This is a genomic window from Streptomyces sp. NPDC096012 (assembly GCF_040426375.1).
GTDB lineage: Bacteria > Actinomycetota > Actinomycetes > Streptomycetales > Streptomycetaceae > Streptomyces.
Map to the genome: position 1 here is coordinate 36,105 of NZ_JBEOTD010000031.1, position 24,179 is coordinate 60,283.

Here is a 24,179-nt window from a genome sequence, read left to right on the forward strand (position 1 = left end):
CAGGGACACCGCCGTGCGCACATGCCCCGAGTTGTCCACAGGCGCCCGCCCGCCCTCGCGCGTATGGCGTACGGTGCGGCGCATGGCAAGTGTGCTCGTGGTCGAGGACGACCAGTTCGTACGCTCGGCGCTCATCCGGCATCTGACCGACGCCGCGCACACCGTGCGCAGCGTCGGTACGGCACTGGAGGCGCTGCGCGAGGTCGCCCACTTCCGGTTCGACGTGGTCATCCTGGACCTCGGCCTGCCCGACCTGGACGGCTCCGAGGCCCTGAAGATGCTGCGCGGCATCACCGAGGTGCCCGTCATCATCGCCACCGCCCGCGACGACGAGACCGAGATCGTCCGGCTGCTGAACGCCGGCGCGGACGACTACCTCACCAAGCCCTTCTCCGTCGAGCACCTCTCCGCCCGGATCGCGGCCGTGCTGCGCCGGTCCCGCTCCGGCGCCGCTGAGGTCCCGCCCTCGTCCGTGCTGCGGGTCGGCGGACTGACCGTCGACCCGCAGCGCCGCCAGGCCGAGCTGGACGGCACCCGCCTCGACCTCACCCGCCGCGAGTTCGACCTGCTGGCGTTCCTGGCGGGCCGCCCCGGCGTCGTCGTCCCGCGCAGGGAACTCCTCGCCGAGGTGTGGCAGCAGTCCTACGGCGACGACCAGACCATCGACGTCCATCTGTCCTGGCTGCGCCGCAAGTTGGGGGAGACCGCGGCCAGGCCGCGCTATCTGCACACCCTGCGCGGGGTCGGGGTGAAGCTGGAGCCGCCCGTGCCCGCCGACGGGGAAGGGGCGCCGTCGCGATGAGATGGGCCCTGGTCAAGGTCTGCCTCGCGGTGACCGCGATGGTCGTGGTGGCCTTCGCCGTACCGCTCGGGCTGGTCGTCAAGGAGATGGCCCGCGACCGCGCCTTCGCGGGGGCCGAGCGGGAGGCCGCCGCGGTCGCGCCCGCGCTGTCCATCACCACCGACCGGGACAAGCTGGAGCGGGTGGTGGCGTCCGCCGGCGCCGACTCCGGGATGGCGGTGCACCTGCCCGCCGACGGCGCCCGGGCCGCGATCGACCTCGGTCCGCAGCGCGCCTCCGACCGCGACATACGGGCCGTCCGCAAGCTCGGCCGCGCCTCCACGACCGCCGTCGCCGGCGGCTCCACGCTGCTGCAGCCGGTCGCGCTCGGCACGGGCACGATCGCGGTCGTCGAGGTGTTCGTACCCGAGTCGGAGATGGCCAACGGCGTCGGCACGGCCTGGGCGGTCCTCGCGGCCGTCGGCCTTGCGCTGATCGTCGGCTCGGTCGCCGTCGCCGACCGGCTCGGGGTGCGCATGGTGCAGCCGGCCCGGCGGCTGGCCGAGGGCGCGCACGAACTGGGCGAGGGGCGCCTGGGCGTCCGGGTGCCGGAGGACGGCCCGGCCGAACTGCGGGCCGCCGCGGTCGCGTTCAACTCGATGGCCGACCAGGTGGTCCAACTCCTCGCCAACGAGAGGGAGCTGGCGGCCGACCTCTCCCACCGGCTGCGCACCCCGCTCACCGTCCTGCGGCTGAACGCGGCCTCCCTCGGCGCCGGACCCGCCGCCGAGCAGACCCGGGCCGCCGTCGCCCAGCTCGAGCGCGAGGTGGACACCATCATCCGCACCGCACGCGACGCCAGACCGCAGACCACCGCGCCCGGACCCGGCGCCGGGTGCGACGCCGCCGAGGTGGTCCGCGCGCGCATGGAGTTCTGGTCCGCGCTCGCCGAGGACGAGGGCCGCACCTGGCGGGTGGCCGGCGTGGACCGGCCGGTCCGCATACCCGTGGCCCGCGCCGACCTGGCCGCCGCCCTCGACGCCCTCCTCGGCAACGTCTTCCGGCACACCGCCGAGGGCACCGCCTTCGCGGTGGACGTGCACAACGGCGAGGACGCGGTCATCGTGCTGGTCTCCGACGCGGGCCCCGGCATACCCGACCCGGAGGCGGCGATGGCCCGCGGCCGCGGCTCCGGGAACACCGGCTCGACCGGCCTCGGCCTCGACATCGTCCGCCGGCTGGCCGAGTCCACCGGTGGCGACGTCCGCATCGGCGCCTCGGTCCTCGGCGGCACCGAGGTGCGCATCTGGTTCCAGGTGGACGGGCGGGGGCCGGCCGGGCGGGGCCACCGGGGCGCCGTGCGCAGGCGACGACCGGGCAAATTGGTCTCGACCTTTAACCGACCCCGATCGCTTCCTTAAGTGATCCCTAAGGTCCGCGACGGCCGTCCCCAACACGAGGTTTGTCCCTTTCCCGATCGCTAGCGTGCTGCCGCACCCCACCCCCGTGTACAGCGAAGGCAGGCACATGAGCACGCACCGGCGCAGGATCAGTGGCAGAAACAAGGCGATAGGCGGCCTGGTGGCCGCGGCCGTGGCCGGCGGCGGTGCGGTCCTGCTCACCGGTACCGCGAACGCGGCCGGTGTCGACGCCGCGTTCACCAGGACCAGCGACTGGTCCACGGGCTACACCGGCCAGTACGTCGTCACCAACAACAGCGGTCAGGCCGGGAAGACCTGGACGCTGGAGTTCGACCTCCCCGCCGGAGCCAAGCTCTCCTCCCTCTGGAACGGCGAGTCGTCCGTCAGCGGCCGGCACGTCACCGTCAGGCCCGCGAAGTGGGACACCGCCGGCCTCGCCCCGGGGAAGTCGGTGACCATCGGCTTCGTGGTCGACGGCGCCGGCGTCCCGACGGGCTGTCGCATCGACGACCAGCGGTGTTCCCCGGACGACGGGGCGACCCCCGAGCCCAGCGGCCGCCCCACCGAGACCCAGGCCCCCGCCCCCACCGGGTCGGCCACCCCCACCGGGCCGGCCACCCCCAGCCAGAGCGCCACCCCGACCCCCACGGGCAGCACCGGCAGCGGCACCACCTCCTCCGCCCGCTTCGCCCCCTACGTCGACACCTCCCTCTACCCGGCCTTCGACCTCCTCGGCACCGCCGACGCGACCGGCGTGAAGAACTACACCCTCGCCTTCCTCACCGACGGCGGCGGCTGCACCCCCAAGTGGGGTGGCGTGACGGACCTGACCGGCGACGGCGTGGCCGGCCAGATCGGCGCGCTGCGCGCCAAGGGCGGCGACGTCCGGGTCTCCTTCGGCGGTGCCTCCGGCTCCGAGCTGGCCACCACCTGCTCCTCCGCCGACGCGCTGGCGGCGGCCTACGGCAAGGCGGTCGACGCGTTCAAGCTCACCAAGGTGGACTTCGACGTCGAGGGCGGCGCACTGCCGAACACGGCCGCCAACACCCGCCGCGCGCAGGCCATCGCCAAGCTCCAGGCCTCGCACCCGGGCCTGGACGTCTCCTTCACCCTCCCGGTGATGCCCGAGGGCCTCACCCAGGACGGCGTGAACCTCCTGTCCGACGCCAAGTCCAACGGTGTGCGGATCGGCACCGTCAACATCATGGCGATGGACTACGGCCCCTCCTACAGCGGCGACATGGGCACCTACGCCGAGCAGGCGGCGACCGCCACCCAGGCCCAGATCAAGGGCGTACTGGGGCTGTCCGACAGCGCCGCCTGGAAGTCGGTCGCGGTCACCCCGATGATCGGCGTCAACGACGTCTCCTCCGAGGTCTTCAAGGTCGACGATGCCGGCCAGCTGGTGGACTTCGCCAAGTCCAAGGGCCTCGGCGGGCTCTCCATGTGGTCCGCGACCCGCGACAAGCAGTGCGCCGGCGGCACCAAGCCCACCGCCGACGCGACCTGCAGCTCCATCACCCAGTCCGCGTTCGCCTTCTCGAAGGCGTTCGCGGCGTTCGACTGACCCGGCCCACGGGTCGCCCGAGCGGGGGCGCGGCACTCCGGGGGGAGGGCCGCGCCCCTTTCGGCCCGGTCAGACCACCGGCTCGAGCGGCGGCAGCGCCCCCGTCCGGGCCGCCCGCGCGTACCAGTGCGCGCTCGACTTCGGGGTGCGCTCCAGCGTCGTGTAGTCCACGTACACCGCGCCGAACCGCTTGCCGTAGCCGTACGCCCACTCGAAGTTGTCCATCAGCGACCACAGGTAGTAGCCGCGGACGTCGGCCCCGTCGGTGAGGGCGCGGCGCACCTCCGACAGGTGGCCGCGCAGGTAGGCGATGCGCTCGGGGTCGTGCACGCGGCCGTCGGCGTCGGGCTTGTCGTCGTAGGCCGCGCCGTTCTCGGTGACGTACAGGGGCAGTCCGGGGGCCTCGCGCGTGTAGCGCATCAGCAGGTCGTACAGGCCCGTCGGGTCGATCGTCCAGCCCATCTCCGTGCGTTCGCCGGGCGTCTGGTGGAACAGCACGTCGTCGGCGGCCGGCCAGGGGGAGTGGGCGCTGGCACCGTGGCCGTCCGCCCCCGAGCCGCCGCCCTCGCCGGTCGCGGCGGAGACCAGGGCCGGGGTGTAGTAGTTCAGGCCGAGGGCGTCCAGCGGCGCGTTGATCGTGCGGACGTCACCGTCGAGGACGTACGACCAGTCGGTGACCGACGCGGTGGCCTCGAGCAGCGTCCGCGGGTACGCACCGTGCAGGATCGGGCCATGGAAGACCCCGTTGGCCAGGTCGTCGATCCGCCGGGCCGCCGCCAGGTCGGCCGGCTCCTGGGAGAGCGGCCGGACCACCGAGGAGTTGAGGCTGATCGCGATCTGGTTGCGGGCCGGCATCACCGAACGCAGCGCCGAAGCGCCCAGCCCGTGCGCCAGGTTGAGGTGGTGGGCCGCGCGCAGGGCGGCCGCCGGGTCGGTGCGGCCGGGCGCGTGCACCCCGGAGCCGTACCCCAGGAAGGCGCTGCACCAGGGCTCGTTCAGGGTGATCCAGTTCTCCACCCGGTCACCCAGCGCCTCGCCGACCAGCCGCGCGTACTCGGCGAACCGGAACGCGGTGTCCCGCTCCGGCCAGCCGCCCGCGTCCTCCAGCTCCTGCGGCAGGTCCCAGTGGTAGAGGGTGAGCGCCGGCTTGATCCCGCGGGCCAGCAGCTCGTCCACCAGACGGCGGTAGAAGTCCAGACCCCGCTGGACCGCGGGGCCCCGGCCGGTCGGCTGCACCCGCGACCAGGAGACGGAGAAGCGGTAGGCGTTCAGGCCCAGGTCCGCCATCAGCGCCACGTCGTCGCGGTAGCGGTGGTAGTGGTCGACCGCGATGTCACCGGTCTCGCCGCCCGCCGTCCGGCCCGGGGTATGGCTGAAGGTGTCCCAGATCGAGGGGGTGCGGCCGTCCTCCCGCGCCGCCCCCTCGATCTGGTACGCCGAGGTCGCCGCACCCCAGAGGAAGGCCGCGGGAAAGGTCACGGAGGAAACGGGTTCAGGCATGGAAGCGCTCCCAATGGAGGTCGAAGGAGAGACCGGCGGGTGACGGGGAGGGCCGCCCCGAAGGAGGGGAGGGGCCGCCCTGGAGGGTGGAGGGGCCCGCTCGGCGGAGCCCGCTCGGCGCAGGGAGGGGAGCCGGGCCGGCGCTCGGCGGTGGCCCGGCCCCCGGGGAAGGGACACGTCAGCCCTTGACCGCGCCCTGCATGATCCCGCCCACGATCTGCTTGCCGAACAGCAGGAAGGCGATCAGCAGCGGCAGCGTGCCGAGCAGCGCGCCCGCCATGATGACGGCCTGGTCGGGGACATAGCCGGTGCCCAGCGCGTTCAGGGCCACCTGCACGGTCGGGTTCTGCTGGTTCAGGGCGATGATCGGCCACAGGAAGTCGTTCCAGGCGAACACGAACGTCAGCAGGCCGAGCACCGCCATCGCGGGCCGCGCCGCCGGGAACACCACGTGCCACACCACCCGCAGACTGCTCGCGCCGTCCACCCGGGCCGCCTCGATCAGCTCCGTCGGCAGCGCCTGCACCAGGTACTGCCGCATGAAGAACGTACCGAACGCGGTCACCAGGCTCGGCAGGACCACCGTCTGCAGCTGGTTGGACCAGCCGAGGTTCGACATCCACAAGTACAGCGGTACGACGGCCAGTTGCGGCGGGATCATCATCGTGCCGACGGTCAGCAGCAACAGCAGGCCGGAGAAGCGGAACCGCAGTTTGGCGAAGGCGAAGCCGGCCAGCGTGGAGAACAGCACCGTGCTGACCGTGATCGCCCCGGCGACGAGCACCGAGTTGAACATCGCGGTGCCGAGCCCGGCCTGGTCCCAGGCGGCCCCGAGGTTCTTGAACAGGTTTCCGCCGAACCACAGCGGCGGCGGGTCCTGGGCCAGCCGCCGGTCCGTGCGCGAGGCCGCGATCGCCGTCCACACCAGCGGGGCCAGCGAGACCAGCGCGAACACGGTCAGCACGAGGTACGTCAGCGGGCCGGCGTGCAGTTGCTTGCCCGCGCCCATCACCCGCCGGCGTTCCTTGCGGGCCGCCCGGGGCAGCGTCAGTTCACTGGTGGTCATGCGGACTTCCTCAACCGTCGGGTGAACAGCAGATTGACCGCGGCGACGAGCAGCAGGATCAGGAACATCGACCAGGCGATCGCGGACGCCTTGCCGAGGTTGCCGATGATCCAGCCCTGGTCGTACATGTACAGACCGAGCGTCTGGTACTGGTGCTCGGAGCCGCCCTTGGACCCGCTGACCCCGCCGAACAGCAGTGGCTCGCCGAAGAGCTGGGTGGCTCCGATGGTCGAGACGACGATCGTGAAGAGGATCGTCGGCCGCAGCTGCGGGACCGTCACGTGCCGGAACTGCTGCCAGCGGTTCGCGCCGTCGAGCGCCGCCGACTCGTACAGGTCCGCCGGGATCGCCTGCATCGCGGCCAGGTAGATCAGCGCGTTGTAGCCGGTCCAGCGCCAGATCACGATGGACGACACGGCGAACTGCGAACCCCAGTCGGACTCACGCCAGTTGACCGGGTCCACCCCGAAGAAGTGCAGGACCCAGTTGACCATGCCGCCGTCCCACGAGTACAGCAGCGTGAACACCAGGGTGGCGGCCGCGACCGAGGTGGCGTACGGGGTCAGCATCACCACGCGCCACGCGGTGGAGCCCCGCAGCCGGTAGTTCAGCAGGTGGGCGAGCCCGATCGCCGCGAGCAGCTGCGGCACGGTCGAGATCAGACCGATGCTGAAGGTGTTCTCCAGGGCGTTCCAGAAGAAGTCCGAGGAGAACAGGTTCTTGTAGTTGTCCAGGCCCGCCCAGGTCTGGTGGTCCAGCGTCGACAGCTGGACGTTGTGCAGCGAGTACCAGGCCGTGTAGAGCAGCGGGACCAGGGTGAAGGCCCCGAACAGGACGAAGAAGGGGGCGATGAACGCGTACGGCGACGCCTTCGTGTCCCAGCGGTACAGCCGGCTGCGCCAGGACTCGGCACCCGCCGGCGCACCGCGACCCCGAGCGCTCCGGGCCGCGCCCGGCGGGATGCCGGGCGCGGCCTCGGCGCTCGACGCGGGGTGCGCGAGAGCCTCTTCGGAGCTGGTCACTGGCCGAGCACGTCCTTGATCTCCTTGGTGGCCGCGTCCCAGCCCTGCGCCGGGGACTTGCCCTTCTGCTCGACCTGGAGGATGCCGACGTCACTGATCGCGTTGTCGATCGGCTTGTCCTTGGGGCCGAGAGGCTGCGCGGGGATGACCTTCGCCGCGTCGGAGAAGATCTGCGTGATCGGGGCGCCGGAGAAGTAGGCGGTGGTGTCGGCGGCCGGCTTCAGGTTCGGGTACGCCGAGGGGGTGGACGGGAAGCTCGCCTGCTTGGCGAAGACCTTCTCCTGCTGCGCGGGCGCGGTCAGCCACTTGGCCAGCTCGACGGCCTCCTTCTGGTGCTTGCTCGCCGTCGGCACGCCGAGGAAGGAGCCGCCCCAGTTGGACGCCGCCGGCGCCGCCGCCACGTCCCACTTCCCCTTGCCCGAGTCACCGGACTTCTGCTCGATGTAGCCGATCATCCAGGCCGGGCAGGCGACGGTGGCGAAGGTGCCCTTGGCGTAGCCCTGGTCCCAGGTCGGGTCGAACTGCTTCAGCTTCGCCGACATGTCGCTGGTCGCCACGCTCATGGCGGCGTCCCAGGCCTTTTTCACACCCTCGGACTTGTCCCAGACGACGTTGCCGTCCTTGTCGTAGTACCGCTCGCTCGCGCCGCCCACGGCCGCGTTGTAGACGGAGGAGGCCGAGTCCACGAACTTGGTGCCCCGCGGCGCCTTCTTCATGTACTGCTTGCCCACTTCGACGTACTTGGCCCAGTCGCCCTTCCACTGCGCGGCGAGCTTGGTCCGGTCGGTCTCCAGTCCGGCCTTCTGGAACAGGTCCTTGCGGTAGCAGATCGCCATCGGCCCGATGTCGGTGCCGAGCCCGATCGTCCTGCCGTCCTTGGTGGTCGCCTGCGCGAGCTTCCAGTCCAGCCACTGCGACTTGTCGGCGTCCTTGCCGAGGTCGACGAACTTGTTCGCCTGCGTCTGCACGGCCTCGGTGATGTTGCCGACCTCGATGGCCTGAACGTCGTCGGTGCCGGAACCGGCCTGGAGGCGGGTCAGCACCTTCGGCCAGTAGACGTCCGTGCGTGTGGTGACGTTCTCCCTGATGGTGACGTTCGGGTGGAGCTTCATGTACTCGTCGTAGAGACCGGACTGCTTGTAGCCGAAGACGCCGAAGGTGCCCACCGTCAGCGTGATCTTGCCCTTGCCGCCGCCGTTGCCGTCACCGGCGTTCGCCGAGCCGTCGCCCGAGTCGTCGGCGCAGCCGGCCAGCAGCCCTGTGGTCAGCGCGGCGACGGCCACGAGGGCCCCCAGTCTGCGCGGCCCGCGGATGCTCGTGCGCATTGCGTCCTCCTGTTGCCTGACGTGCCGACCCCCCGGCCAACTGCATGGAACAAGGCCCGTCGTGCTCGCTGCGGCTCGGGCGGGGAACGTGCGGGATGTGTAGGTGCCAGGTGCTGTGGGAGCGCTCCCACAGATGATGTGTTGAAGATTCGTCGGTTCGGCGCGGGGTGTCAAGGGACCGGACGCGGCCAACTGTGTTCAGTTGTCGAGACGTTAAGTGGACGCCCGGCTTCCGGGAGTCGTGCGCCAAGTCTGGCGGAAAAGTCCCTCCGGTGGGGCGCGGAGGGAGGAACTTCGCGGCGGCCGCGGGCGGCTGGAGGAGCGAGCCTCGCGCGTGGTGCGTGGTGCGTGGTGCGTGGTGCGTGGTGCGTGGCGCCGGGGGGCGGGTGGGCGTGCGGGGTGGCGCGTGGTGTCGGAGGCGGCCGGGTCGGGTGGGCGCGTGGTGTCGGGCGGCCGGGTCGGGTGGGTGCGTGGTGCCGGGGGCGGCCGGGTCGGGTGGTCGTGCGGGGTGGCGCGTGGCGCGTGGCGCCGCCGGGTCGGGTGGTCGTGCGTGGTGCCGGCGGCGGCCGGGTCGGGTGGTCGTGCGTGGTGCCGGCGGCGGCCGGGTCGGGTGGTCGTGCGTGGTGCTGGCGGCGGCCGGGCCGGGTGGTCGTGCGTGGTGCTGGCGGCGGCCGGGCCGAGTGGTCGAGCGGGGCGGTGTGGGACGGGTTCGGGAGCGGGGCCCTCGGCGCCCGAAGATCGTCTCGTGGCGGCTTTCCGGCGTGTCCGGGGCGTCCCCCGGAGCGGTCACCGTGCCGGACGAGGCTGTTACATTCCAGGCCAGCACCAGGAGACGGTCGAGAGAGGCGGAGCCCATGGCAAGCCACGCGGGGCGGGGCCGGAGCGGGGGCAGGCCCACGCTCGAAGAGGTCGCCGCCCGGGCCGGGGTGGGACGGGGCACGGTGTCACGGGTGATCAACGGTTCGCCCCGGGTCAGCGACGCGACCCGCGCCGCGGTCGAGGCCGCGGTCGCCGAACTCGGTTATGTGCCCAACACCGCCGCCCGCGCCCTGGCGGCCAACCGTACCGACGCCGTCGCGCTCGTCGTCCCCGAGCCGGAGGCCCGGTTCTTCGCCGAGCCGTACTTCTCGGACATGCTGCGCGGTGTCGGCGCCGGACTCGCCGAGACCGAGATGCAGTTGCTGCTGATCTTCGCGGGCAGCGACCGCGAGCGCCGGCGTCTCGCGCAGTATCTGGCGGCCCACCGGGTGGACGGTGTGCTGCTGGTCTCCGTCCACGCCGACGATCCGCTGCCCGACCTGCTGGCCCAGTTGGAGATCCCGGCCGTGATCAGCGGCCCGCGCTCGGCCGCCGAGGCGCTCACCTCGGTCGACTCGGACAACTACGGTGGCGCCCGCTCGGCGGTGGAGCACCTGCTGGCCCGCGGCCGCCGCCGGATCGCGCACATCACCGGCCGGCTGGACGTCTACGGCGCCCAGTGCCGTGTCGACGGCTACCGCGACGCCCTGCGTGACGCGGGCCATCCGGCCGATGAACTCCTGGTCGAGCGCGGGGACTTCACCGAGAACGGCGGCCGCCGGGCGATGGCGGCCCTGCTGGAGCGGCGCCCGGATCTGGACGCGGTCTTCGCCGGCTCGGACGTGACGGCGGCCGGTGCCCGGCAGGTGCTGCGCGAGGCCGGCCGCCGCATCCCGGACGACGTCGCGCTGGTCGGCTACGACGACTCCGCGATCGCCCGCCACATGGACCCGCCGCTCACCAGCGTCCGCCAGCCCATCGAGGGGATGGGCCGGGCCATGATCGACCTGCTCCTCGCGGAGGTGGCCGACCGCCGCCCGGCCGCGGCCCGGGACCTGGAGCGGCGGCACGCCGTCCTGCCGACGGAACTGGTGACCCGGGCGTCGTCGTGAACGGACGGCCGCCCCGGGGACCGCGGAGGCGGCGGGTCCGGCGCGGCACCGCCGACCGACGGCATGTCCTCGCCGCACCCTTTCACGGACGCCCTCACCCCTTGCGGTGCGCCCGTCGTGACCGGCGCCCGTCGTGAGCGGTGTGCCCTGCGGTGACCGGTGCCTCGCGTGAGCGGTGCGCTGGCCGTGATGCCTGCGCCCTGCGGTAACCGTTGCCCTCGCGTGCTCGGTGCGCCCGCCGTGATCCCTGCGCTTCCCGTGACCGATGCGATCGCCGTGACCGGGGGCTTCGCGGCGATGGGCCGCTCTGGCCTTCTCTCCCGCTCGCGGCGGGAGGCCACGCCGCGGGGAGCGGGGTCCGGCGCTGCGGTGTCGCGGAAAGCAGATCAGCCGGTGCCCCGTCTCTCGATGGAGTCACCAACTGATCACACAGGGTGAGTGACGGGACTTGAACCCAATCTTTTGCAGAAGGTTGATCTGGCGCTATCCCCAAAAGCGGACACCTACTGACCTTTAAAGCGTGGTGTCGGCGGGGCTGACGGTTCTTGATCCCTGCGGTATGCCGATGGCATGAGGTACGCGCAAGGGGGCGGGCTGACCGGCGAACGGCGAGCCTTCCGTGAGAAGTTGAGGTTGGAGGCGGCCGAGCGGTTCGCCCGGGGCGACGAGAACCCGGTCATCGCTCACGATCTGCGGGTCAGTGTCCGGTCAGTGCAGCGGTGGCGCAGGGCCTGGTCACAGAATGGGACCGCAGCTCTGGCGTCCAAGGGCCCGGCATCGCTCCCGCTGCTCAGTGACGAACTGTTCGCCGTGCTGGAACGGGAACTGGAGAGAGGACCGGTGGCACACGGCTGGCCGGACCAGACCTGGACCCTGTCACGCATCAAAACGCTGATCGGGCGCCGCTTCCACAAGAGCTACACAGTGCAAGGGGTGGCCGCCCTGCTCAAGCGGCACGGCTGGAGCTGCCAGGTCCCCGCCCGGCGTGCGATTGAGCGGGACGAGACCGCGGTGGCCGGCTGGGTGAAGGAGACCTGGCCGAGCGTGGAAGGACCGTGGCGGCGCTCGACGCCTGGCTCGTCTTCGAGGACGAGGCCGGATTCTGGATGACGCCGCCGACCACCCGCACCTGGTCCCGCCGCGGCCACATACCGGTGATCCGCGTGCGGGGCCGTTCCCGCCGCCGCTTATCGGTGGCAGCCCTTGCCTGCTGCAAGGCCGGCGAACCCTCCCGGCTGATCTACCGACCCTGCCCGGACGCCCGGCCCGACGGGCGCAAGAGCTTCTCCTGGAAGGACTACCGCGACCTGATCCAGACCGCGCACCAGCAGCTCGGCGGCCCGATCGTGCTGGTCTGGGACAACCTGAACACCCACCTCACCGCCGGGATGCGCCGCTACATCGCCGAACGCGACTGGCTCACCGTCTTCCAGCTGCCGCCCTACTCACCCGACCTCAACCCGGTCGAAGGCATTTGGTCCGTCCTGCGGCGCACCACCACAGCCAACCGTGCCTTCGCCGATCCGGACGACCTGATCACCGCCGTCCGACGCGGCCTGCGCCAGCTTCAATACCGCCCCGACGTCCTCGACGGCTGCCTCACCGGCACCGGCCTCCGGCACCAACCAGCATGACGACATCACGCATTCAAGGTCAGTAGGTTGCATTGGGCGTTCTCAAGATGGCGTTAGATGTCGGCCGTGTGGCCACGCGTGTGGCCGCGTCCACACCACCGCGAGGGCGATCGCTCGGCGGCTCTGGTCCTGTCATCGACACCTTAGGAGGGGGTTTCCGAGATCGCCCACAGTCCGCCGTGGTGCCAGTCGATACTGAGGGCCCACAACGACACCAGGGGGGTAGTCGTGGCTAAGAGGCCTGCACCGAAGCACCTGACGATCACCATCGACTTCGACCTTCAGACAGACGGGTCGACGGTCCACTACACGCGCGCCCGTGCGGCTTACGAGGCGGCCACCCGGGCGGCGATCAGCGAAGCGACGAGGGTGCTGCCGTCCGACAGCATCAAGGCGATCACGAGCGAGATCGACTGGTCGTACCGCTGGCAACGGGAGGGCGATGTCCACTTCACCCGCCTGGAGGCCGACGAGACCACCCACTCGGATGTCGAAGAGGATGAGAGGCAGTGGGACGATGAAGGCCTCCACTTTGATACCGAGAGCGGTCGTTGGTTCAGGGCCGTGACAGTTCAGGGCGGCGATGTGGAATCAGTCGAGCTGGACGACTGAGGCAGCACAGCGAAGCGCCCCGACCCTTCCGAAGGAGAGCCGGGGCGGTTCTCGTCTCATGGCCGGGGGAGCCGTCAGGACATGACCCCGTGAGGGAGCGTGGCGGTAGGCGCGTACTGGCCCACGAGGACATCGAGCGCGTGGAGAAAGGTGGTATGGGTTCCGGCGTCATGGGCGGCCTGGATCACCTCGTCCAGGAACTCGTACGCCTGCTCTTCGTCGGCCAACTCGCTCAACCAGGGGAAGGCGCTGCTGCGCAGGCGGCAGGGCTCTGCGCGCAACTCGTCCCAGGAGAACTCGGGAGGGGTCCACAGCAGGGTCACGCCGTCCTCTTCGCAGTAGGCCCCCGTCTCGTCCTCGAACGGGAAGTCGTGGTCACCGCTGATGCAGAGCGTCACCGCGCCTCCCTCAGAGCCCGACGCAGGGCGGCTCCCTCGGCACAGTCCTCCGGGCAGCCTGGGCACTTCAGGACGTGGTCGTAGAGGGCTTTGTACGCCTTCTCGTACTCGTCGCTCACCGCGCCGGCTCACAGACCAGTTCGGCCCACACCTGCTTGCCCCACCGATGCATGTCGGTGCCCCAGCGCTCAGCGAGGGCATCGACCAGGAGGAGCCCTCGGCCACCGGTGAGCAGGTCCTCGCTCGGCTTGACCATCTCGGGCAGGACGCGGGCCTTGTCGACCACGCCGATCCGTACGAACCGCTCGCTCGGCCGGGAGACGACGACCCGGATCACGCGGCTGTTCGTGTGCGTGACCGCGTTGGCCACGAGTTCGGTGACGAGCAGTATCGCGGTGTCGGTCAGCTCTTCCAGACGCCACGCACCCAGGGCCGTTCGTACGAGCTTGCGGGCGACCTGGGCGCTCTCCTCCAGGCCTGGAAGGGACTCTGAGTATCCGGAATGGCCGGTGGGGTGGGGCTTCGCTGGCAGGATCATCTGGACCTCGTTCGCCGTCGAACGATCGGGATGGGCCGCCGACTTCACGCCGCGAATCGGTGGGGGCGATGCGATTCCCCGGGAGCAAGTCGGTTGCTGCGACCGTAGGAAAGGCGTCAGACGGACCTCAAGCAGTTTCTACGGTTTTCTACGCGCCTTAACCGAGATGGGCGATCGCCCCAGCGATCAGCTCACGGGCCGCGCCGCCGTAGACGGCCGAACGGCTGAGGGTCTTACAGGCTTTGACGTACTGTTCCACCTCGCTCGGGGCCGTGATCTTCACCGCCGCCGACAGCAGTTCCACGTGCACCCTGCTGTCGTCAAAGATGTTGAACGTCTCCAGAGGCCATACCGGATGCCGTCCGGCGAAGGGGATGACTCCGAGGCTGACGGACGGCAAGGACATCAGAGTGAGCAGGTAGCCCAGTTGGCCGGCCATCGTCTCGGCGTCGCCGATGCGGTACCGGAGGACGGACTCCTCCACCAGAATCGAGAAGCGGTTCCCCGCTGTGTACAGAACCCGGGACCGCCTCATCCGGGCTTCCACAGCCTCCGCGACGTCGTTCGGGGTGTTGTGGAAGCGGGCGATCGACTCCAGCAGAGCAGTGGCGTAGGCAGGCGTCTGGAGCAGGCCGGGAATGACGGTGGAGCAGTACACGCGGAACAAGCTCGTGCGCTCGTACAGCTCGACGCGGGACTCCTGGAGGTGCCGCAGTCCGGTGCGCTGAAGGCGGCGCCATTCCATATACATGGAGTCGGCGGACTGGGCGGAGGCCACCAGGTCGTCCACGGCGTGGTTGGCCTCGCACGCCACGCACCAGGCCTTGATGTCCGCTATCGCCGGTGGGGTCCGGGCGTGCTCGATGCGTGAGACCTTCGAGGGGTACCAGTCCAGCCGCCGCGCAAGCTCCGTGGCTGTCAGCCCCGCTTCGGTGCGGATCTCCCGCAGGCGAGTGGCGAGCTGGCGGCGAGCAGCTTGAACGGCGGCTGTCGGTGACTCGGTCATTCCTCGTTACTCAGACGGTGTAGCTGTCGTGCGGAAGGGCTCGACTCCAGATGCTTTCGAACGCCTCGGACACGTTCTTGATCACGCCGGGGTCATCGCAGAGAGTGTGCCCCACGAAGGCCCCGTCACCGGAGAACAGGCCGAACCGGATCAGATCGTTGTCGAACAGCCAGAGGTCGTTGCCGGGGATGAGCAGATCGGAGGCCAGCCGACGCGGCAACCATCGGACCTCCTCGCCTGCCATCACGTTCTGGAAGGTGCAGGAGTGCTCGTAGCGCACGTACTCGGAAAGCGGTTCGGACACCACCCGAGCCCTGCGGACTGTGACGCCCCGCCCCACCGCCTCGGCGACGCAGGAGTGGAAGGAACTCCACCACTGGTCCCGGCTCTCCGGGCTGTGCCGGTGGCCGGCTCGCCAGGCCGTGAAGTCCTCGTCCTCGTTCGCGACGCCGTAGACGTCTCGGGTCTCCAGATGGATCGCGCTGCGGCGGCAACTCGCCAGAAGATCAGCGAACGGCGGGACCGTCTGCGACATCACACGCCTCCCTGATCACGGCCATCATGCGGGCGGGCAGTCGGACCACGGCCTCCGTGTCGGGGATACTCCCGGTCTCCAGGCACTCCCGCTCCGTCTCGTCGTCGGCCTTCCACCCTTGGATGACGAGGTCCTTCGTCGCCTCGTCCACCCAGACCGTCGGGCAGTTGTCGCCGTTGGTGTTCGGGTCCTTCGCGATGAACCGTAGCGTCATGGTCAGCCCCAATTCCCGTGGCTTCTATGGACTTCTACGACCGTCACCCATCGGGACCTCCCGGTCAATAGCGCACGGGTATGTACCGTTCTGTGTTCGAACGATGAGGAAAGATCAGGGTTGGTGGCCCTATTCCTCAAGAGCTGAAGAGCGCCCCATCTTCACGGGTTAGGTCGGGGTGCTTCGTATCGGAGGATGGGAGGCCTTCGGTACGTGCACCGGACACATTTTTGCCACAAGTTGGTCTCAAGCTCTCCAGATCGAGGGCTTGGGCTGCCACGATGGCGCCGCCAACACAGCATCGTGAGAAGAGAACGCCAAGTGATCGAGGTCAAGGGTAAGAGCGGACAGGTTCAGTTCGACGGCCAGTACGTGACCATTACCCGCAAGGGGTTCCTGGCTCGGTCCCTCGTCGGCAAGGGCGAGAAGCGCTTGCACATCAGTCAGATCTCCAGTGTCCAGTGGAAGCCTGCTGGGGCGGTCGTCAACGGCTTCATCCAGTTCGGGCTCCCCGGCGGCGTCGAGAGGCGATCCAAGTTCGGCAACCAGACCCAGGACGCCCTCAAAGACGAGAACTCCGTAGTGTTCACCAAGCAGCAGATGCCGCAGTTCGAGGAGCTTCGCCAGGCCCTGGATGCTGCTATCGCCCAGCACCACGCACCGCAGCAGCCCACTTCGGCACCGTCCCCGGCCCCGTCCGTCGCCGACGAGCTGACCAAGCTCGGGCAGTTGCTACAGCAGGGCATTCTCACTCAGGCCGAGTTCGAGCAGCAGAAGGCACGCCTCCTCGGCGGCCAGTAGGACCCACAACGGAGAAGAGTGCCCCCGATCTCCGCGAGGGAGACCGGGGGCGCTCGGGTGTTCCTGCCAGAGAGACACCATGGGGCACAGTACGCGAGTCAGACGTTCTGGACCTTGAGTTCATCCCAGCTCTGCTTGCCCGGAGGCCAGGTGGCGGCCGCGCCGGTAAAGCCCAGCTTGCGCTGGAACGCCTCGTAGGAGGCCTTGTCGCCGGAGCCGATGGTGTCCTTGTTGGCGCTGCTCTTGTACTTGTTGCAGCCCACGGCCACCAAGCGGTCGTGCATGCGGGCCACGATGGGGCTCTTGCGGCCCATCGTGAACCAGGCGGCCCCCGGGAAGGGCTCATATTGCTTCGGTCCGGAGGGGGCCGGAGAGGGCTTCGAGGAGTCCGGGAACGCAGGCCAGGTGCCCGGGTCCGTGTGGTCGTTCTCGGGGACCTGAGCATGCGCGTACCACCCGGCCTTCGTCTCCCAGGTGTGCTCGTCCCGGTGGCTGACGAAGCCGTTCGGCTTCCCCATCGGCCAGACGTCGGGGACGCCCCAGGACTTCACCCAGGCGTGCAGCTCGTCCCACCCCTTGCAGGGCGTGTCCTCCAGGGACTCGTAGACCTTGCCGTCGTACCGGCACCTGGGGAAGAAGAGCGCCTCGACCTGGATGACCACCGAGCCGGCACGGTTGGTCCTTGTCCCGCCGGAGAGGTCCACGACGGACTTCGAGCGGGTGTTGGCCGGGACGAACTGAACGAAGCGGCCGGTGAAGGGATTCCAGAGGACATGAGGCGCCACCGGCTTCCCGGAGGGGTTCGTACCGAAGTACGCCCGGAGGCTGGTGAACGGGACGAGGTCCTGGGGCCTGGCCTTGGTGGCGTTCTTGTCCCATGTCACGTGGGCCAGCGCCTTGGCCGGACCGCCGTCAGTGGGGGCGTGATCGCCTATGTCGAGCTTCTCGGCGCCGGGGAGCCAGAGGTCGGACACGGAACCTCCAAGAGGGTATGCGGGCATAGAGAAGCCCCCTCCGGCCAGGGGGGGGAGACCGGAGAGGGCGGCTTGGGAGACGGCTTAGGAGGCCGTGGGCGGATCCTCGGGGTGGTCCCGCAGGTACCGGAGGTAGGAGAAGAACCTGACCAGGAGGAGAGCCGTGGTAGCCGCCAGGAGACCGAGGGAGAGGACGGTGTCCCGCCACGGAGCGGGGATGCCACCGCCACCGCGGATTCCGAGCAGCACGAGCGACCTGGCGTAGATCAGGCCGACGACGATGACCCAGCCGGAGGAGTTGACCTCGGTGATCCGGAACGGGTGGCGGGGATGGTGCAGGACGAGGAACCCGACCGAGGCGGCCAGGCCGACGCCCGGCAGGGCGTACAGAGCGAGCGTGTAGAGCATCAGGCCTCCTTGCGTCAGCCGTCGGTCAGCCGGCTCAGGACGATCGACTCGATCCAGTCGCTGTAGGAGTTGGCGCGGTTGTGGGCTCTGATCTGCTCCTTCACCCGGCGGCTCTCGTTGAGCTTGGCCTCGACCTCGGGGTGGTGGGCCTGAGCCTGCTGGAGGGACTTCTCGGCGGCCCTCATCGCGGTTCCCGCCTCGGGAGACACCTTGGTACGTCGGGTGAAGGGCCGCATGGTCAGGCGCTCCCGTGGAGTTGGGGCCGGTGTCCCAGCTCTTCGAGGAGCCGGGTCAGCGTCTTGCCCTGCTCAGTGGCGACGTCTCCGCGCTCCTCGGCCTTGGCGAGCTGCTGCCGGCGCGCCTCGTGCGCGTCGCGCTCTTTCTCGAAGGCCTCGCGCCACTTGTCCCGGTCGGCGGTGCGGTCGCTCAGGACGTACTTCGGCACGATGACGCCGAGGATCATCAGGGCCACGACCACGCCGACGATGCCGTACTGGGCGAACTGGCCGATCAGCTTGCCCACGTCGGGGGCCCGTGTCCTCGGCTGCGGCGAGTCTGAGCAGCTCAGGGAGCAACAAGGGGACCTCCTTGCGGGGTGTGCGCAGGAAGACCGGCGCTGTGGGGGCATGCGAAAGCCCCGGCGGGGGACCGGGGCTTTCATGGATGTGCTCAAGAAGCGCTTGTCGGCGACCGCTGGGCCTGAGCGGCGGCCTCGGCCTTCAGCTTCGCCATCCAGTCGTCCAGTCGTGCTTCAATCACCGAAATCGTGAGATCGGGCAACCTCGCATCCATGATGTCGATCCCGGCCGCGCCCAACTGCTCGATGGTTGCCAGTGGCAACCAGCACAGGCTGCATCCGTACCCCGCGTAAGCCGCACGACGTTCGGCACGGCTGGCGTCGCCCAGCCGGCGCGCGACCAGCATCACGATTGCGTGCGGATTCTCGCAGGCAGGGCAGGTAACGCGACCGAAGAGGATAGGACCCTCCTCTTCCGTCGGATATCCGGGGAGCCCGCCAAGGCGCGCGTCTTCCCTGATGACCTGTACGGCGGGAGCAGGAAGCATATGGATCCGCTCTGTGTAGCGGTGGCGAGCTTGCTCGATCAGCCGTTTGACGTCGCGCTCAGTCCGTTCGAGCTGATCGTTGAGACTGATCTCAATCACGGATTTCCAAGCACCCCAGTAATCAGCGATGTCCAACCCGAGGTGGGTCAGAAGCGCGTTGGTGGTTCGGCCGAACGTCGCTAGCGCATCAGCGCTGTCCGCTTCAGTGGCGCCCAGGTGGACGACACCGTTGCGCAACTCGATAAGGTCGTCCAGCGCCGGGTCCTTCAGCAGCCACCCCGCCGACCGTATGCGCGCGAGCGCTGCGGACGCGCTGACGGTGCGGATCCGTTCCCCGTAGGGCCGGAGACCCGCGAAGTGCAGGAGGGTCCGGTCATCCTTGATGGCGCCGGTTTCCATCAGCAGTACGGGGTTTGTCTTGGCCAGGGCCGCCTTCATCAGGCGCTCGATGCTGACGCCCGTGTGGAGGACGAATACCTCGTCGTCCCCGTCTCGGTGGGCTTGTAGCGCGAGGCCGGCGAACTTCTTGGCCCCTGCGAACAGGTTCTCGAACGAGAGTGATTCGTCCATGGATGGACAGTAGCGGGGCCTGTACTACAGGGGCGATCGGATTGAGGGGGATGCCATGGTGGGGAGGAGGGCCCGAAGGTCACTCCCAGTCGCCAAGGTCGGAGTGGAGGAAATGCGCAACCTTACGCCGGAACGCGACGTTTGAGATCTCGGATCCGCCGAGGTAACGGGCAGCTCGTGCTGCAAGTTGCTCGTCAACGGTTTCAAGATCCATCCCAGCGGCCGCGAGTTCCTCTCGTGTGGCCAGTTGTAGGCGGCACAGGTGGCATTTCAGCGCGAACACGCTGACGGGCGACGCCTCCCCGGTGCTCTGCCCCACGGCGAGTACGTCGGCTACGCAATCGCAGGCGGGGCAGACGTTCTCCCCTTCGATCCAGATGCCCGCCTCTGTCTCGGACACCGAGACGTTGATCTGGCTGAACTGCTCGACCACGAGACGCCGGTGAAGGTGATCAGGAAGATCCGAGAACCGATTGTCGTAGTGATGCTTTGCCTGTGTTATTCGGACCTGTACGTCTCGCTCGATCTCGCTCTTCTTCTGGTCAACGGCAGCACTCGCCGTGCTCGCCCAACGACCCCAGAAATCGGGCATCGAGACGTCGAGGTGCTTCAACATGGCCCCGACGGCCTTGGCCAGGGTCGGGATGTGAGCCTTCGCCTCATCGCCAGCCGAGGCGTGGACCGTGCCGTTGCGCAGCTCGATCAGCAGTTTCAGGTCGGCGTCGATCTTGAGGATGTTGAGACTCGTCAGTCGACTCAGGGCCTCCATGGCACTGACCGTGTGGACCCGGGGTGGCTTGTTAGCGGTGAAGACCACCTTGCCGCTCGCGATGTAAAGCGGGTTCAGCTTGTACAGGACGGCCTTGGCGAGGCGCTCGATCGCGACCCCCGCGTGGAGAGCGAACTCGTCGTACTCGCCCTCGGCGTGGTCGTTCATGGCCTTGTACGTGGCCTTCTTGGCGCCCTCGTAGAAGCTCTCGAAGGAGAGCGATTCGTCCATACGGGGACGGTAGCGGCGCCTGTCGTACGGAGCGATGGATTTTTAAAAGGACCCGGCTGGCAAGCTGCGCTGTGGCGGGGGCTACTCGGGGACTGGTCGCTTCACTCTGCTGAGCGGGTCGGCGAAGACATTGAAGTCGCTGATCGTCCTCAGAGCGCGAGGGGGCCAGGAGAACGTCTCTCGCACAGGCCACAGCGGCTCCACGTAGAGGGAGAAGTCCCCCAGCCCGATGTCATACCGCAACCCCTTGGGGCCAGCACTCATGAGCTGGAGCACCGCGTAGCCGATCCGGATGGTCACCACAGTGGCCCAGACGTCGTACTCCTGCCCGTCTGCCGTTCGGTATCGAGACCTGCTCGGGATGGAGCGGTTCTCCACGGGGCTCTCGCCGTTGAGGTACCGCGGCGGGATCATGTAGCCGCAGTACACCTTCATCTCCTCGGCCGGCTGGCGGTCTCGGTACAGGTCCGTGAAGAGTTCAGCCGGTAGGTTCGGTTGGTCCTGCGGAAGCATGACCTGACACATCAAGGCGGTCTTGACCGTCCAGACGGCCAAGACCGCTTGCGCTTCGGGTGGAAGCGCAATGATCTCGCCCTTGATCATCGGCAGCAGATACTGCTTGACCCTGCCTTCGAGCGCGCTCATCCAACCGCTATTGCAGGGCTCGCACACGGCCTTGACCTGTGCCGTGAACATGCGTCCGGAGTGACGTCGATGGCTGCCTTGGTCGGAGTACGACGCCATGATGGCTCGCTCGGTCGACATGGCCTCGGGGAACCCCTGGGCCAACCACTGTGGATAGACGTGCTCGTTGGTGACGGGCGTACCACCACAGAACACACAGGAACGGGCCATGTGGCGACGATAGCCCCATCTGTACTACTGAAGTTCAGAATTGTTGGAGCCCGGCCTCCAGGGCAGCGAACCAGACCCAGGGAGCTCACGGTTGCCGGGAACCCGAGCTGATCAGGCGACGCGGGTGAGCTGGAGGTACGAGTTCGTCCGCACGATGGTGGCCGTCGTGTTCGATGCGTTCTGGGCCCATCGGAACTGCACGTTGCCCGTCGTGGACGGTCACCACCGTCGCCCAGATCTGGAAAGCGACCTGAGTGGTCCCGCCCGGAGCCGAGTACGTGTCCACGTCCGAGTTCAGGCCCGAAGCGCCGGTCTGGTCACACCAGCGCAGCGCAGCGCCGTGCCGGAAGGGACGGTCCAGTCGAACTTGATGTCGCCCGTGGTCCCGCCCGAGAAGATGCACATCAAGAACAGTGTGTACGTCGCGTTGGCCACCACCGGCAGCAAGAGCTGGCTGTCGTTCGCCAACGTGGTGGACGAGGTGACCGACTGGTCCGAGGTCTTGCGCACGAACAGGGTGCGGCCCACGCCGGTCACGTTCAGGTTGCCGGAGACCGTGCCGCCCGAGCTGGGCAGTGCGCCGACGTCAGAAGCACCCAGGACGACAGCACCGGTCTTGGTGTTGACCGAGGTGACCGGCACTGCCGCGTCCACGTACGCACCGGCGCACGTCATGCCTCGGATCTTGTTCTCGGACTTGATGTCGTTGGCGTCGATGACGTGGACGAGCCGGCCGAAGATCCGGCAGGTGACCGCTCCCGGCGTGTACTCGACCTGGGCGGCCAGCTCCCCGAAGGTCTCCGGGTTCATGAGCGGCTGGAGGACGTTGCGGTACAGGGAGTCCTTGGTCTTGCCGATCATCACCAGTTCGCCCGTGGTGGATGCCTGGAGGACGAACATCATCCAGGCCCACGCCGAGGCGATGGTCTTGCCCGAGGAGACCGCGCCCTCCCAGAGGTTGATCCTCCGGTTGGCCGCCGCGATGCTGCGGATCTGCTTAGGAGAGAAGCGCTCTAGGAGGAACTGGCTGCTACGAGCCGTACTCGTCGGCATCGTCGCCCCCAAGCTCTCGGGCAGCGGTCCTCATGGCCTCCCCGAGGGTCGCCAGGAGGCCGCGGACGTTCTCCCGGCTCTCGTCCCCGGCGTCCACCTGGGCGAGCTTCAGGGCGCTCGTGAGGGCGCTGGAGGCCGCCAGGGTCAAGTCCTTGGTCATCCTTCGCCGGAAGCTCGTGGAGCCACTCGGCCACGCTCTCTCCCGTGTGGGTCCACCCGTGGACGAGGTACCGCTCCTGGGCCCTCCCGATGGTCCGCTCCGCGAGATCGAGAAGCTGCTCCTGGATCCGCTGACGCTTGTCCTCCAGATCGATCTGACGGACGTCAGTGGCGGCCCTGACGGCCTCCCGGTCGAAGGACAGCCCGAGGCGCCTGGCGTGGTTCGAGACGGTGCCGACGGCCCATCCCATTTGACGGGCGATCTCGTTCCTGCTGACGCCGTCAGCGTGGAGCTGACGGAGCCGCTCCTCGTCCTCTGCGGAGAAGGTTCGGGCCACAGCCCGCTCACCCCCTCACATGTGTGTGGTGATGGGTGACCGGGCTGCGCCGGGTACTACACACCTGCTGCGCTAGGTGCACTCCTGGCTCTAGCGTGGCCTTTTCGATCTGGAGGGGGATCCGATGACCGAGAGGCGCCAGTACAGCCGTGGGGAATGGATCAGCGCTGGGGTGTTCTTCGTGATCGTGATGGTGGTGGCGGCGTCGTGCTGGCCGAGTAGTTCGAACAGCGACAGCAGTTCGGACCCCGACACCCGACATCAGTACGGAGCAGTCCTCGCAGCACAGCAGATCCGAGGCGAAGGACCCGAGTGGAGGCCTGGCGGTCACGGCCTCGCGCTTCACGGAGTGGCCGTTCACGGTCAGCGCTGGCGTCCTGCGGTGCGAGGCTGGCGCAGTGACATTCGAGCCGCCCGGTGGTCCGCGCTACGCCGTGAATGGCACGGCCAAGGGCGCCGGTTATACGGCGATGACGCCGACCTGGGCGGACGACACGAACCTGGGCAACGGTCTGAAGGTCGACATCTCCGAGGTGCTGGACAAGGGCCGGAGCCTCTGCTGACCCGCGATACACGCGTGGGGTGACGGGGGACCGGTCAGGGCGAAACCGCCCCACAGTCCTGACGGGCCTGACAGGATCAAGGGGTGGAACCAGGGATCGTTGGACTAATCGCTGCGGTAGTCGGAGGCGTAGGCACGGGACTTTCGGCCCTCGTGACGAACAGGTTCGGGAAAGCTGTCGACCGAGAGCGAGCCGCGCTGACCGAAGAACTCATGCCGGAGACCACTTCCATCGAGCCTCCGACGCCGGAGGAGAAGGACAGCGCCAAGTTCACCAAACTGCTGATCCGTTACTACGGCTACGGACTTACGCAGGCGCGAGCGAGCTTCTACGTAAGCCTCTTCGCGTCGGTCATCGGTGGCGCGGTGTTGATCACCGGCATTGGGCTGGCGATCTACCGTGCGGACACGATCGGTGACCAGTACGCCTCGATCGTCTCAAGTGTGGCCGGACTGCTGACGGTGGCGATTGGATCTCTGTTCCACAAGCGTGCCGACTCTGCTCTCCAGCACATGGAGTCGCAGAGCAGAGGGCTCCGCGAAGACATGAAGGCCCAGAGCGATCTGGACAAGGCGATCGAGCTGTTGAAGCAAGAGGAAGACGACGCCACCAAGTCGCACCTGCGAGCCGCGCTGATCCTGAAGCTCTCGGCAGCCGAGCTGCCCGAGCTTGGCGGTGGTCCGAAGCCGGCCGATCCTCTTCCGCAGGCGAGCGTCAACGGCATCGTCCCGCAGCAGCAGTCGGAGAGCCCCGCGTCATGACGCCGTGACGCTGACACCACCAGACGAAGTTCACAGCTAGATCACGACCCGGACCTATGTGTAGATCCCATGTATGCCTCATGCATATTCTGTGCCGCCCGAC

General features: G+C 68.7%; 27 protein-coding genes. 9 read left to right on the forward strand and 18 right to left on the reverse strand.

The genetic code is table 11. From position 1 onward, the window contains the following. Positions 1 to 82: 82 nt before the first annotated feature. The 3 genes from ABVB68_RS26305 (at position 83) to ABVB68_RS26315 (ending at position 3,769) form a co-directional block, all read left to right on the forward strand. Positions 83 to 802 (forward strand): response regulator transcription factor, encoded by a 720-nt coding sequence (locus tag ABVB68_RS26305; protein ID WP_353603608.1) that lies wholly within the window; start codon positions 83 to 85, stop codon positions 800 to 802. Next, the gene (locus tag ABVB68_RS26310) at positions 799 to 2,202 is read left to right on the forward strand and encodes a sensor histidine kinase (RefSeq protein ID WP_353603609.1); all 1,404 of its coding nucleotides are present in this window, start codon (positions 799 to 801) and stop codon (positions 2,200 to 2,202) included. Before ABVB68_RS26305 ends, ABVB68_RS26310 begins: the two co-directional genes overlap by 4 nt. Before the next feature lie 106 nt (positions 2,203 to 2,308). After that, a complete protein-coding gene (locus tag ABVB68_RS26315; protein WP_353603610.1) occupies positions 2,309 to 3,769 on the forward strand; it encodes a glycoside hydrolase family 18 protein in 1,461 nt (486 codons plus the stop codon). Between the two features lie 69 nt (positions 3,770 to 3,838). On the opposite strand, the gene ABVB68_RS26320 is transcribed toward ABVB68_RS26315, so the two are convergent. The 4 genes from ABVB68_RS26320 to ABVB68_RS26335 form a co-directional block, all read right to left on the reverse strand. Then, positions 3,839 to 5,269, reverse strand: coding sequence for a GH1 family beta-glucosidase (locus ABVB68_RS26320; RefSeq protein ID WP_353603611.1), 1,431 nt, complete (start codon positions 5,267 to 5,269; stop codon positions 3,839 to 3,841). 178 nt (positions 5,270 to 5,447) lie between these two features. After that, positions 5,448 to 6,335 (reverse strand): carbohydrate ABC transporter permease, encoded by an 888-nt coding sequence (locus ABVB68_RS26325; protein ID WP_353603612.1) that lies wholly within the window; start codon positions 6,333 to 6,335, stop codon positions 5,448 to 5,450. Beyond that, a complete protein-coding gene (locus ABVB68_RS26330; protein WP_353603613.1) occupies positions 6,332 to 7,357 on the reverse strand; it encodes a carbohydrate ABC transporter permease in 1,026 nt (341 codons plus the stop codon). The genes ABVB68_RS26325 and ABVB68_RS26330 overlap by 4 nt, the downstream gene beginning before the upstream one ends. After that, positions 7,354 to 8,682 (reverse strand): ABC transporter substrate-binding protein, encoded by a 1,329-nt coding sequence (locus ABVB68_RS26335; RefSeq protein ID WP_353603614.1) that lies wholly within the window; start codon positions 8,680 to 8,682, stop codon positions 7,354 to 7,356. The genes ABVB68_RS26330 and ABVB68_RS26335 overlap by 4 nt, the downstream gene beginning before the upstream one ends. Before the next feature lie 854 nt (positions 8,683 to 9,536). On the opposite strand from ABVB68_RS26335, the gene ABVB68_RS26340 reads away from it, so the two are divergent. The 3 genes from ABVB68_RS26340 (at position 9,537) to ABVB68_RS26355 (ending at position 12,838) form a co-directional block, all read left to right on the forward strand. Then, on the forward strand, positions 9,537 to 10,592 hold the full coding sequence (locus tag ABVB68_RS26340; RefSeq protein ID WP_353603615.1) for a LacI family DNA-binding transcriptional regulator: 1,056 nt from the start codon (positions 9,537 to 9,539) through the stop codon (positions 10,590 to 10,592). Between the two features lie 570 nt (positions 10,593 to 11,162). Then, positions 11,163 to 12,226 (forward strand): IS630 family transposase gene (locus ABVB68_RS37005; RefSeq protein ID WP_503006249.1). Its coding sequence is split into 2 segments (ribosomal slippage): positions 11,163 to 11,606 and positions 11,609 to 12,226, totalling 1,062 coding nucleotides; the frame shifts between segments, so codons are not numbered across the junction. 228 nt (positions 12,227 to 12,454) lie between these two features. Continuing rightward, positions 12,455 to 12,838, forward strand: a complete 384-nt coding sequence (locus tag ABVB68_RS26355) for a hypothetical protein (RefSeq protein ID WP_353603617.1) — start codon at positions 12,455 to 12,457, stop codon at positions 12,836 to 12,838. Positions 12,839 to 12,912: 74 nt separating this feature from the next. Here the strand turns inward: ABVB68_RS26355 and ABVB68_RS26360 are convergent, their stop codons facing one another. The 5 genes from ABVB68_RS26360 to ABVB68_RS26380 all read right to left on the reverse strand — a co-directional run bounded on the left by ABVB68_RS26360 (position 12,913) and on the right by ABVB68_RS26380 (position 15,529). Continuing rightward, complete coding sequence (locus tag ABVB68_RS26360) at positions 12,913 to 13,236, reverse strand: hypothetical protein (RefSeq protein WP_353603618.1); 324 nt, start codon at positions 13,234 to 13,236, stop codon at positions 12,913 to 12,915. Between the two features lie 115 nt (positions 13,237 to 13,351). Beyond that, positions 13,352 to 13,774, reverse strand: a complete 423-nt coding sequence (locus ABVB68_RS26365; RefSeq protein WP_353603619.1) for an ATP-binding protein — start codon at positions 13,772 to 13,774, stop codon at positions 13,352 to 13,354. 157 nt (positions 13,775 to 13,931) lie between these two features. Continuing rightward, positions 13,932 to 14,780 carry a helix-turn-helix domain-containing protein gene (locus tag ABVB68_RS26370; protein WP_353603620.1) on the reverse strand — a complete coding sequence of 283 codons (849 nt, stop codon included), beginning with the start codon at positions 14,778 to 14,780 and terminating at the stop codon, positions 13,932 to 13,934. A gap of 10 nt (positions 14,781 to 14,790) precedes the next feature. Continuing rightward, complete coding sequence (locus ABVB68_RS26375) at positions 14,791 to 15,315, reverse strand: DUF6879 family protein (RefSeq protein WP_353603621.1); 525 nt, start codon at positions 15,313 to 15,315, stop codon at positions 14,791 to 14,793. Then, the gene (locus ABVB68_RS26380; RefSeq protein ID WP_353603622.1) at positions 15,287 to 15,529 is read right to left on the reverse strand and encodes a hypothetical protein; all 243 of its coding nucleotides are present in this window, start codon (positions 15,527 to 15,529) and stop codon (positions 15,287 to 15,289) included. The genes ABVB68_RS26375 and ABVB68_RS26380 overlap by 29 nt, the downstream gene beginning before the upstream one ends. A 321-nt stretch (positions 15,530 to 15,850) precedes the next feature. On the opposite strand from ABVB68_RS26380, the gene ABVB68_RS26385 reads away from it, so the two are divergent. Continuing rightward, positions 15,851 to 16,330: a DUF4429 domain-containing protein gene (locus ABVB68_RS26385; protein ID WP_353603623.1), complete on the forward strand. Its 480-nt coding sequence runs from the start codon at positions 15,851 to 15,853 to the stop codon at positions 16,328 to 16,330. 98 nt (positions 16,331 to 16,428) lie between these two features. Here ABVB68_RS26385 and ABVB68_RS26390 read toward each other — a convergent pair whose 3' ends face one another. The 9 genes from ABVB68_RS26390 to ABVB68_RS26430 all read right to left on the reverse strand — a co-directional run bounded on the left by ABVB68_RS26390 (position 16,429) and on the right by ABVB68_RS26430 (position 22,415). Then, positions 16,429 to 17,304, reverse strand: coding sequence for a peptidoglycan-binding protein (locus ABVB68_RS26390; protein WP_353603624.1), 876 nt, complete (start codon positions 17,302 to 17,304; stop codon positions 16,429 to 16,431). 84 nt (positions 17,305 to 17,388) lie between these two features. Continuing rightward, a complete protein-coding gene (locus ABVB68_RS26395; RefSeq protein ID WP_353603625.1) occupies positions 17,389 to 17,712 on the reverse strand; it encodes a hypothetical protein in 324 nt (107 codons plus the stop codon). 14 nt (positions 17,713 to 17,726) lie between these two features. Then, the gene (locus ABVB68_RS26400; RefSeq protein ID WP_353603626.1) at positions 17,727 to 17,948 is read right to left on the reverse strand and encodes a DUF7620 family protein; all 222 of its coding nucleotides are present in this window, start codon (positions 17,946 to 17,948) and stop codon (positions 17,727 to 17,729) included. Between the two features lie 2 nt (positions 17,949 to 17,950). Beyond that, positions 17,951 to 18,235 carry a hypothetical protein gene (locus ABVB68_RS26405; protein WP_353603627.1) on the reverse strand — a complete coding sequence of 95 codons (285 nt, stop codon included), beginning with the start codon at positions 18,233 to 18,235 and terminating at the stop codon, positions 17,951 to 17,953. 146 nt (positions 18,236 to 18,381) lie between these two features. After that, positions 18,382 to 19,347, reverse strand: a complete 966-nt coding sequence (locus tag ABVB68_RS26410; protein ID WP_353603628.1) for a hypothetical protein — start codon at positions 19,345 to 19,347, stop codon at positions 18,382 to 18,384. A 79-nt stretch (positions 19,348 to 19,426) separates the two neighbouring features. Next, on the reverse strand, positions 19,427 to 20,347 hold the full coding sequence (locus ABVB68_RS26415) for a hypothetical protein (protein ID WP_353603629.1): 921 nt from the start codon (positions 20,345 to 20,347) through the stop codon (positions 19,427 to 19,429). An 81-nt stretch (positions 20,348 to 20,428) separates the two neighbouring features. Continuing rightward, positions 20,429 to 20,992 (reverse strand): hypothetical protein, encoded by a 564-nt coding sequence (locus ABVB68_RS26420; protein WP_353603630.1) that lies wholly within the window; start codon positions 20,990 to 20,992, stop codon positions 20,429 to 20,431. A gap of 504 nt (positions 20,993 to 21,496) precedes the next feature. Then, on the reverse strand, positions 21,497 to 22,255 hold the full coding sequence (locus ABVB68_RS26425) for a hypothetical protein (RefSeq protein ID WP_353603631.1): 759 nt from the start codon (positions 22,253 to 22,255) through the stop codon (positions 21,497 to 21,499). Then, positions 22,233 to 22,415, reverse strand: coding sequence for a hypothetical protein (locus ABVB68_RS26430; protein WP_353603632.1), 183 nt, complete (start codon positions 22,413 to 22,415; stop codon positions 22,233 to 22,235). Before ABVB68_RS26430 ends, ABVB68_RS26425 begins: the two co-directional genes overlap by 23 nt. Positions 22,416 to 23,150: 735 nt before the next feature. Between ABVB68_RS26430 and ABVB68_RS26435 the strand changes: the two genes are divergently transcribed. Beyond that, the gene (locus ABVB68_RS26435; RefSeq protein WP_353603633.1) at positions 23,151 to 23,315 is read left to right on the forward strand and encodes a hypothetical protein; all 165 of its coding nucleotides are present in this window, start codon (positions 23,151 to 23,153) and stop codon (positions 23,313 to 23,315) included. A 152-nt stretch (positions 23,316 to 23,467) separates the two neighbouring features. Further along, positions 23,468 to 24,076 (forward strand): TRADD-N-associated membrane domain-containing protein, encoded by a 609-nt coding sequence (locus tag ABVB68_RS26440; protein ID WP_353603634.1) that lies wholly within the window; start codon positions 23,468 to 23,470, stop codon positions 24,074 to 24,076. The last annotated feature ends 103 nt before the right edge of the window (positions 24,077 to 24,179 follow it).